General features: G+C 50.6%; 6 protein-coding genes and 1 pseudogene. 1 reads left to right on the forward strand and 6 read right to left on the reverse strand.

The features are described from left to right. Nucleotides 1-59 precede the first annotated feature (59 nt). The 5 genes and pseudogenes from hemW to gpr all read right to left on the reverse strand — a co-directional run bounded on the left by hemW (nt 60) and on the right by gpr (nt 6,259). Nucleotides 60-1,226, reverse strand: a complete 1,167-nt coding sequence (gene hemW / locus ACPV3A_RS21235; protein WP_426201010.1) for a radical SAM family heme chaperone HemW — start codon at nt 1,224-1,226, stop codon at nt 60-62. Nucleotides 1,227-1,430: 204 nt separating this feature from the next. Further along, a pseudogene (lepA, locus tag ACPV3A_RS21240) lies at nt 1,431-3,160 on the reverse strand (translation elongation factor 4). 88 nt (nt 3,161-3,248) lie between these two features. Continuing rightward, entirely contained in the window at nt 3,249-3,656 is a 408-nt protein-coding gene (locus ACPV3A_RS21245) for a hypothetical protein (RefSeq protein ID WP_426201012.1), read from the reverse strand. A gap of 62 nt (nt 3,657-3,718) precedes the next feature. Further along, on the reverse strand, nt 3,719-5,092 hold the full coding sequence (locus ACPV3A_RS21250) for a stage II sporulation protein P (RefSeq protein WP_426201014.1): 1,374 nt from the start codon (nt 5,090-5,092) through the stop codon (nt 3,719-3,721). A 165-nt stretch (nt 5,093-5,257) separates the two neighbouring features. Further along, on the reverse strand, nt 5,258-6,259 hold the full coding sequence (gene gpr, locus ACPV3A_RS21255) for a GPR endopeptidase (protein ID WP_426201016.1): 1,002 nt from the start codon (nt 6,257-6,259) through the stop codon (nt 5,258-5,260). Nucleotides 6,260-6,421: 162 nt separating this feature from the next. Here gpr and rpsT point away from each other — a divergent pair, with 162 nt between their 5' ends. Beyond that, nucleotides 6,422-6,694 carry a 30S ribosomal protein S20 gene (rpsT, locus tag ACPV3A_RS21260; protein WP_053489175.1) on the forward strand — a complete coding sequence of 91 codons (273 nt, stop codon included), beginning with the start codon at nt 6,422-6,424 and terminating at the stop codon, nt 6,692-6,694. A gap of 235 nt (nt 6,695-6,929) precedes the next feature. On the opposite strand, the gene ACPV3A_RS21265 is transcribed toward rpsT, so the two are convergent. Beyond that, nucleotides 6,930-7,010, reverse strand: an 81-nt coding sequence (locus tag ACPV3A_RS21265; RefSeq protein WP_426201023.1) for an IS3 family transposase, incomplete at its 5' end; no start/stop codon positions are given.

Here is a 7,010-nt window from a genome sequence, read left to right on the forward strand (position 1 = left end):
TTACACGCTCCGTCATGTTATGAATAAATATACAACAGAGCGCATATAAGTTCAATAGATTAATTTGTTGACAAGCTGCCTATAAATTCGGCAAACACATCGTTGCCGAACAGAATGCCTTTACTGCTCAGTTTATATCCATCATCCGTGGAATCGAGAAGTCCCGCACCTACCATTTTATTCAGCGGGCCGGCGAATACCTCTTCCATAGAAATCCCGAATTGCTGCCGGAACCGGCTGCGCGAAACGCCATCCAGGACTCGGAGCCCAACCATGAGGAAATCCTCCATCGCTTCTTCTCTTGATACCTCAAAGCTCTCCAATCGCGGAAGTCCTTGATTCGCTGCTTCATTATATGGGTTGACGCCTTTAATGTTTACATGGCGCTGACGACCAATGTATCCGTGCGCTCCCGCGCCCAAGCCATAATAATCCTCGTTGCGCCAATACGTCATATTATGCCGGCTCTCAAAGCCGGGTTTGGCAAAATTACTGATCTCATACTGTTTATATCCGGCAGCCTGCATCCGCTCCATTAATAGAAGATACATATTCAGCTCGTCCTCCTCATCCGGAAGCGGCAGCTGGTTTCGCTGGTACATCGTATGGAACAACGTGTTTTCTTCAACCTTCAGGCTGTAGATTGAATAATGCGGGAGTCCAAGCTCCAGCGCCTTATCCACGCTTTCCGCAAGCATGTCCAAGGTTTGGTTCGGGAGCCCGAACATCAAATCGATGGACATGTTATCAAAGCCTGCTCTTCTGGCGTTCTCGAGACTTCGATACACATCATCCGTATCATGAATCCGACCGATGCCGGTCAGCAAGCTGTTCTGGAAGGCCTGCACCCCGAAGCTGATGCGGTTCACGCCGCCTTCGCGCATGACGGACAGCTTCTCCAAATCCGTAGTGCCGGGATTGGCTTCCATCGAAAATTCAATGTCATCGGACCATTCCGGAAAATGGCGCTTCACGCTCTGCAAGAAGTATTCCATTTCATCCGGCTTCAGCACCGTTGGAGTCCCGCCGCCTACAAATATGCTTTTGATTCGTCCAGGCGGGTTGGCCTTAACGGTCAGCTCCATTTCCTTATCCAGCGCGCGCAGATAATCCATTACCGGCTGATCTTTCAACACGTAGGAATTGAAGTCGCAGTAAAAACATTTATTAGTGCAAAACGGAATGTGGATGTACACCGCTTCCGTCCGTTGATCGTTTTCCGTCATTCTTTCCTTGCCCCCTCATGTACACCTCTGGCATGACTTACTTTAAGTAACTTCTCGAAAGTTCCTTCTCTACTATAACGCTATGCCTCTTGGAATGAAAGAAAGGAAAGCCGAGAATCGGCTTTCCCATCATTTACTTCATAAGACTATATACGCAGGACAGCCTACCCTGTTAACTCTTGGGCTGGCATTCCTATGCAAAATTTACTTGTCGTCGATTTTCAGTACCGCCATGAAGGCTTCCTGCGGCACTTCAACGCTGCCGACTTGCTTCATCCGTTTCTTACCTTCCTTCTGCTTCTCAAGGAGTTTCCGTTTACGGGAGATGTCACCGCCGTAACACTTGGCAAGGACGTTTTTGCGCATCGCTTTAACCGTTTCACGGGCAACAACCTTGGTACCGACAGAAGCTTGAATCGGCACTTCGAACATTTGACGAGGAATCAGCTCGCGCAGCTTCTCGCAAATCGCCCGTCCGCGGTGATAAGCACGGTCCTTGTGCACGATAAAGGACAAGGCATCCACCTGCTCGGCATTGAGCAGTCGAAGAAATCATACACGATTTCCGACAGCGGAATTTCATAGGTAATGGTAACGCGCGTTGTGTCCAGGTATTCCATGTTTACGAATTCGCCGCGTTTATTCTGGCAGAGTTCCATGATTGCTCCGACATAATCGTTCGGAACGATAATGCCTGCTTTAACATAAGGCTCTTCGACATAATCGACCTTGCCCACCTCAGGATAATGAGACGGGTTATCGATCTGGATCTGCTCTCCGTTCGTCAGCGTAATGCGGTAAATAACGCTCGGCGCAGTCGTAATCAGCGGTATGTTAAACTCTCGTTCAATCCGCTCCTGGATGACATCCATGTGCAGCAGGCCAAGGAATCCGCAACGGAAACCGAATCCGAGCGCGCTGGATGTCTCCGGCTCAAAGCTGAGCGATGCATCATTAAGCTGCAGCTTCTCGAGCGCCTCGCGCAGATCATTGTAGTCTGACGTTTCGATTGGATACAGTCCGCAGAATACCATCGGGTTGATTTTGCGGTAACCCGGAAGCGGCTGGGCCGTCGGACGCTTGGCATCCGTTACCGTATCACCGACCTGCGTATCGCCAACGCTCTTGATACCAGCCACGATGAAACCGACATCGCCGACGTTAAGCTCGTCCACGATGGACATGCGCGGCTTAAACGCCCCCACCTCAATGACCTCGAAGGTTTTGCCGGTAGCCATCATTTTGATCTTGGAGCCGGCTTTAATGCTTCCGTCAATAACGCGCACATATACGATAACGCCTTTGTAAGGATCATAATGGGAGTCGAAAATCAGTGCTTTCAGCGGTTCTTCCGAATCGCCGGTTGGGGCAGGTACTTTCTGAACCACCTGCTCCAGAATTTCCTTGATTCCGATGCCGGCCTTGGCAGAAGCTAATACGGCATCGCTGGCATCCAGACCGATGACATCCTCAACTTCCTGTTTCACCCGCTCAGGATCGGCGCTTGGCAAGTCTATCTTGTTAATGACAGGCAGAATTTCAAGATTGTTATCCAGTGCCAGATATACGTTGGCCAATGTCTGCGCTTCAATTCCCTGTGCAGCATCAACTACGAGCAGCGCGCCTTCACAAGCGGCCAGGCTTCGGGATACCTCATACGTAAAGTCGACGTGCCCTGGAGTATCAATCAGATTCAATATATACTCCTCGCCGTCATCGGATTTGTAATTCAGGCGAACCGCCTGCAGCTTGATGGTAATCCCGCGTTCTCTCTCCAGATCCATCTGATCCAGTACCTGCTCTTGCATTTCACGCGAAGTTAATGCGCCCGTAAATTCCAATATACGGTCAGCAAGCGTCGATTTCCCATGGTCTATATGTGCAATGATACAGAAATTACGAATTTTTTGTTGTCTTGCTTGTACGTCTGTCATGCCTAACCCCCAACAACCACCAGATGTTTGAATCAACTTATTATACCAGTTGAGGGGATGCACAGCAATGCTGAGAATAAAGGTGAATTTATTCCGTGATCGATCCGAACATCGATACGACCCAGCGTATGCTTTTGTCAGACAACTGCTGAAGCAGTCCTGCCGTCTTATCGGCCAGCACATCGGCAGGCGGTTGCGAACGCTCGGGAAGCAGGATGTCGCTAGGCGTCGGCTCATATTCGGGCAAGGTCTTACGAGCATCTTCTTCTAGAACAGCGGACTCTGATACGGGAGGGGTCTTGCGTGTCCCTCCCCATCCATTCCCTTGAGCAGCCCCGCCTTGCGGATCCTGAGCATGGTTTTGCTGCACAGTTTGCACGGCTCCGGTACCGTCTACCGGTACTGGTGCTTTTGCCCCGCCAAGCTGCATGCCGACCAATATGCCGATGCCTGTCCATATGATAAGAGCCACCAACCGTTTTCCCATTCTTGACATCACTGAGTCCCTCCCCGATTTACCCGTTCACACTTGGCGCACTTGCACTTACCGCCGAGCTGTTAGCCTGCTTTGGCTGCTTGATCCTCTGTTCCTTTTTTGCTTCCGCCCTTGGTTCCCGCGGAAACAGACTGCTTCTTCGTTTGATCGTTGTCTTTTTTCACGCTGGCTTTCTCCGCCTCTTGCTCCTGCCAGTACACATCTGCAATGATGTCCGCCAACGCTTCAGCTGTCCGCTGCAATTCTTCCTTCGTATTATCGATGCCGCCGATTTCGATCAGAATACTGTTTGGCGACAGGGATTGATTATATTCCCCGTTCCCTTGATCCGCTGATTTGCCCCACACGCCTCGAGACACCCCAGGATAGGATTTTTCCAGCTTGGCATTGATTTTGCTTGCAAACGCCTCGTTCTGTCTCCAGTTCTCGTTCGCATGACCGATGATGAAGTAAACCTTGGCGTAGTTAACGCCGTTTACGGTTGCCGTCGTTTTGTTATACCGCTGCGAATCCCGATGGATATCGATCAGGTAATTGATGCCGTCGTTCTGGGACATGGCCTCCATGACCATCTGGCGCGAGTATTTATAAGAAAAGTTATAATTGTATCCTTCAATGGTAGATTGATAGTCACTTTTATCATGCAGGGTCCCAATTCCGTTGGCCTCAAGTCTTTTACTCAGAAAGCTGCCCACCAGCATGACGTTCTTGCTTGGGGATACAGCCCCCGGATTATCGGATGGATGCGTTAGCAGCGGGTTATATGCTTCCTGTGGGTGCGAATGATAGATGAGTACGGCTTTCTTTCCATTCGTAGACTTTCCATCCTTGGAGGTGCTTCCAGGGTCATTCTTACTGCCAGGCTCGTCTTCCGTGCCCTGATCCGGGACATCCTCGCCATTATCTTCATTGCCGATACCCCGACCGCCTTGCGGCGGCTCTTCCCCGGCATCAGCAGGGTCGCCTTCCGCCTGCTCCTCGGCGGGATCCGGCCGGTAATCCGCCGGTGCTTCCCCATCCTCGTTCCCGGAGCCATGTGACAGCTGCACCGGTTGATTTGCCTTCATGCCGGGCAATTCGCCCGCAAGCAGGCTTTTCGGGTCCCTCGGGTTCACGCTCGTAAGCAGTTCAAAGACGAAGGTCGACATTTTCTCGCCGGAGAAGCTTGAGGTCTCTTTGGAAGCCGTCATATGCGGCATCTCCATGCCGATCATATCGATGAAAAAATGGCTGGATAACGAAGCGGCCAATCCTTTCATGGACGACACGGGCGAGGAATTCATCCGCTGTTCCGCCATCCCTCCGAGCCCTAGCAAAATAAAAAATATAAGAGAGCCAAGCATCAATATAATGAGCGTTCGACCCATGCTCAGACCTTCCATGACCTTCCGTTTTAGTTTGGCAATATTCCAGATGCGAAACTTGCGATTGTTCATAACGATGTCCTCCTCGGTTCGCCGGGACCTATCCGGCCATCATTCCGCCGTTCCCGCGACTTTCGTAATCTCTTATATTTCAAATCTATGAACCGGGGAGAATCGATAGAACTAGATCCATGAAAAATATAAAAGCTCCGATAGATTCGGAGCTTTTATACCGGGTTAGTGCGTGTACGCACCTACATTGCCGGGATCCACAGCCTCATGCAGCGCTGCGTTCAGGCCGGTTGCGACGATATTGGCTATGTCCTCTATAAATTCGTCAATCTCCTTAGGCGTTACGATAAGGTCATGGCCCAGCGGCTCCAGCACCTCCTTCACCAGCGCGAGGCGCTCACCTTCGGGTATATCATGAAGCATACCCATAATTTTGCCCGTCTCCGGCGCACCTTCGCCAAAATGGGACTTCATGAGCTCAATTGCGTTATTAACGATGGTGGAAGCATAGCAGACGGTTGGAACACCGATGGCAATGCAGGGAACTCCAAGAATCTCCTGCGTCAATCCCTTGCGTTTATTGCCGACACCAGAGCCGGGGTGGATCCCGATATCCGCAATCTGGATGGTCGTATTCACACGCTCTAGCGAACGCGAAGCCAGAGCATCAATGGCGATGATCAGGTCAGGACGGATTTGTTCCACGATCCCTTGAACCGTTTCGCTGGATTCAATCCCTGTCAGACCGAGCACACCAGGCGCTACGGCACTAACCTGACGATAACCCGGCGCTACCCGATCCGGCATAAGCTCGAAATACTGACGGGTGACCATCACGTTCTCCACCACAAGCGGTCCCAGCGAATCCGGCGTCACATTCCAGTTGCCAAGCCCGACAATGAGCACGCTTGCCTTGGGTCCGATCCCGATCCGGGACATGAATGCCTCGAACTCACGGGCGAAGACAACGGACACCTGATCTTGAAGCTCCGTATCCCCCTTGCGAAGATCGGGCACCTCCAACGTGACGTAATGGCCCTTCACTCTGCCGATTTGCGTAGAGGCTGCTTCGTTCTCCACGTCCAGCCTTGTAATCTTGATTCCGTCCTCCTGCACCACATCCTCCATCACACCAGGAATGGGCGCATTGCCTTTTCCTCCCGACAGTTCTCTTGATTCCACCGCCAGGTCCGTTCGGACCGAATATTTTTGCAGATCCAGATCCATCTAAATTCACACTCCTCCTCATATTGCTAGTAGTGTGCGAGAGTACGGGAGAGATTATGCAGAAGTCCGAATGAGTATTGCTTTTTGTCCACCCCCATGCTAAAATATTTTAAGTTGTGAATCATTTCGCTCTATTGAAATGCCTTACAGGAGGTGAATGTAATGCCAAACATCAAATCCGCGATTAAACGTGTAAAGACAAGTGACAAACGCCACGCGCTTAACATTTCTCAAAAATCCGCGCTTCGCACAGCTGTTAAAACTGCTGACGTAGCGTTGAACGGTACAGAAATCGAAGCTGCTAAAGTTGCTTTCCAAGCTGCTTCCAAGAAGCTTGATAAAGCCGTTACGAAGGGCCTGATCCATAAGAACGCAGCTGCCCGCAAAAAGTCCCGTCTGGCGAAAAGACTGAACGCTCTTACGTCCCAAGCGTAAGTAACGTTTGTTGAATACGACATGGAAAAAGCCCTGAACAGTTCACGCTGCTCAGGGCTTTTTGTGGTACATTGATCGACATGCTCTTCTCGGTAGACAGACCGCTTTATAGCGGACGTTTCTTGCGGGATCAGGAAGGCGAGCTTCTGTTGTCCATGCTTTCGGATTTCTAAAGAAAAAGAGCGTATGACTTGGTCATAGCCCCGTCAAGTAGACATTAAAAAAAGAGATTTTATTAAGCGGCGACTTTTTCCCGAAACTCAATCGGGGAGAGGTCGCCCAGTTTGTTTTGGAAACGTTCCATGTTGTAAAACGA

Origin of the sequence: Paenibacillus sp. Dod16 (assembly GCF_049893405.1) — a bacterium.
In the GTDB taxonomy this organism is placed as follows: domain Bacteria; phylum Bacillota; class Bacilli; order Paenibacillales; family Paenibacillaceae; genus Paenibacillus_AQ.

Coding starts and splice junctions, on each gene's coding strand:
- ACPV3A_RS21245 (WP_426201012.1), bottom strand. CDS start 3,656: ATGTCAAGAATGGGAAAACGGTTGGTGGCTCTTATCATATGGACAGGC.
- hemW (WP_426201010.1), bottom strand. CDS start 1,226: ATGACGGAAAACGATCAACGGACGGAAGCGGTGTACATCCACATTCCG.
- gpr (WP_426201016.1), bottom strand. CDS start 6,259: ATGGATCTGGATCTGCAAAAATATTCGGTCCGAACGGACCTGGCGGTG.
- rpsT (WP_053489175.1), top strand. CDS start 6,422: ATGCCAAACATCAAATCCGCGATTAAACGTGTAAAGACAAGTGACAAA.
- ACPV3A_RS21250 (WP_426201014.1), bottom strand. CDS start 5,092: ATGAACAATCGCAAGTTTCGCATCTGGAATATTGCCAAACTAAAACGG.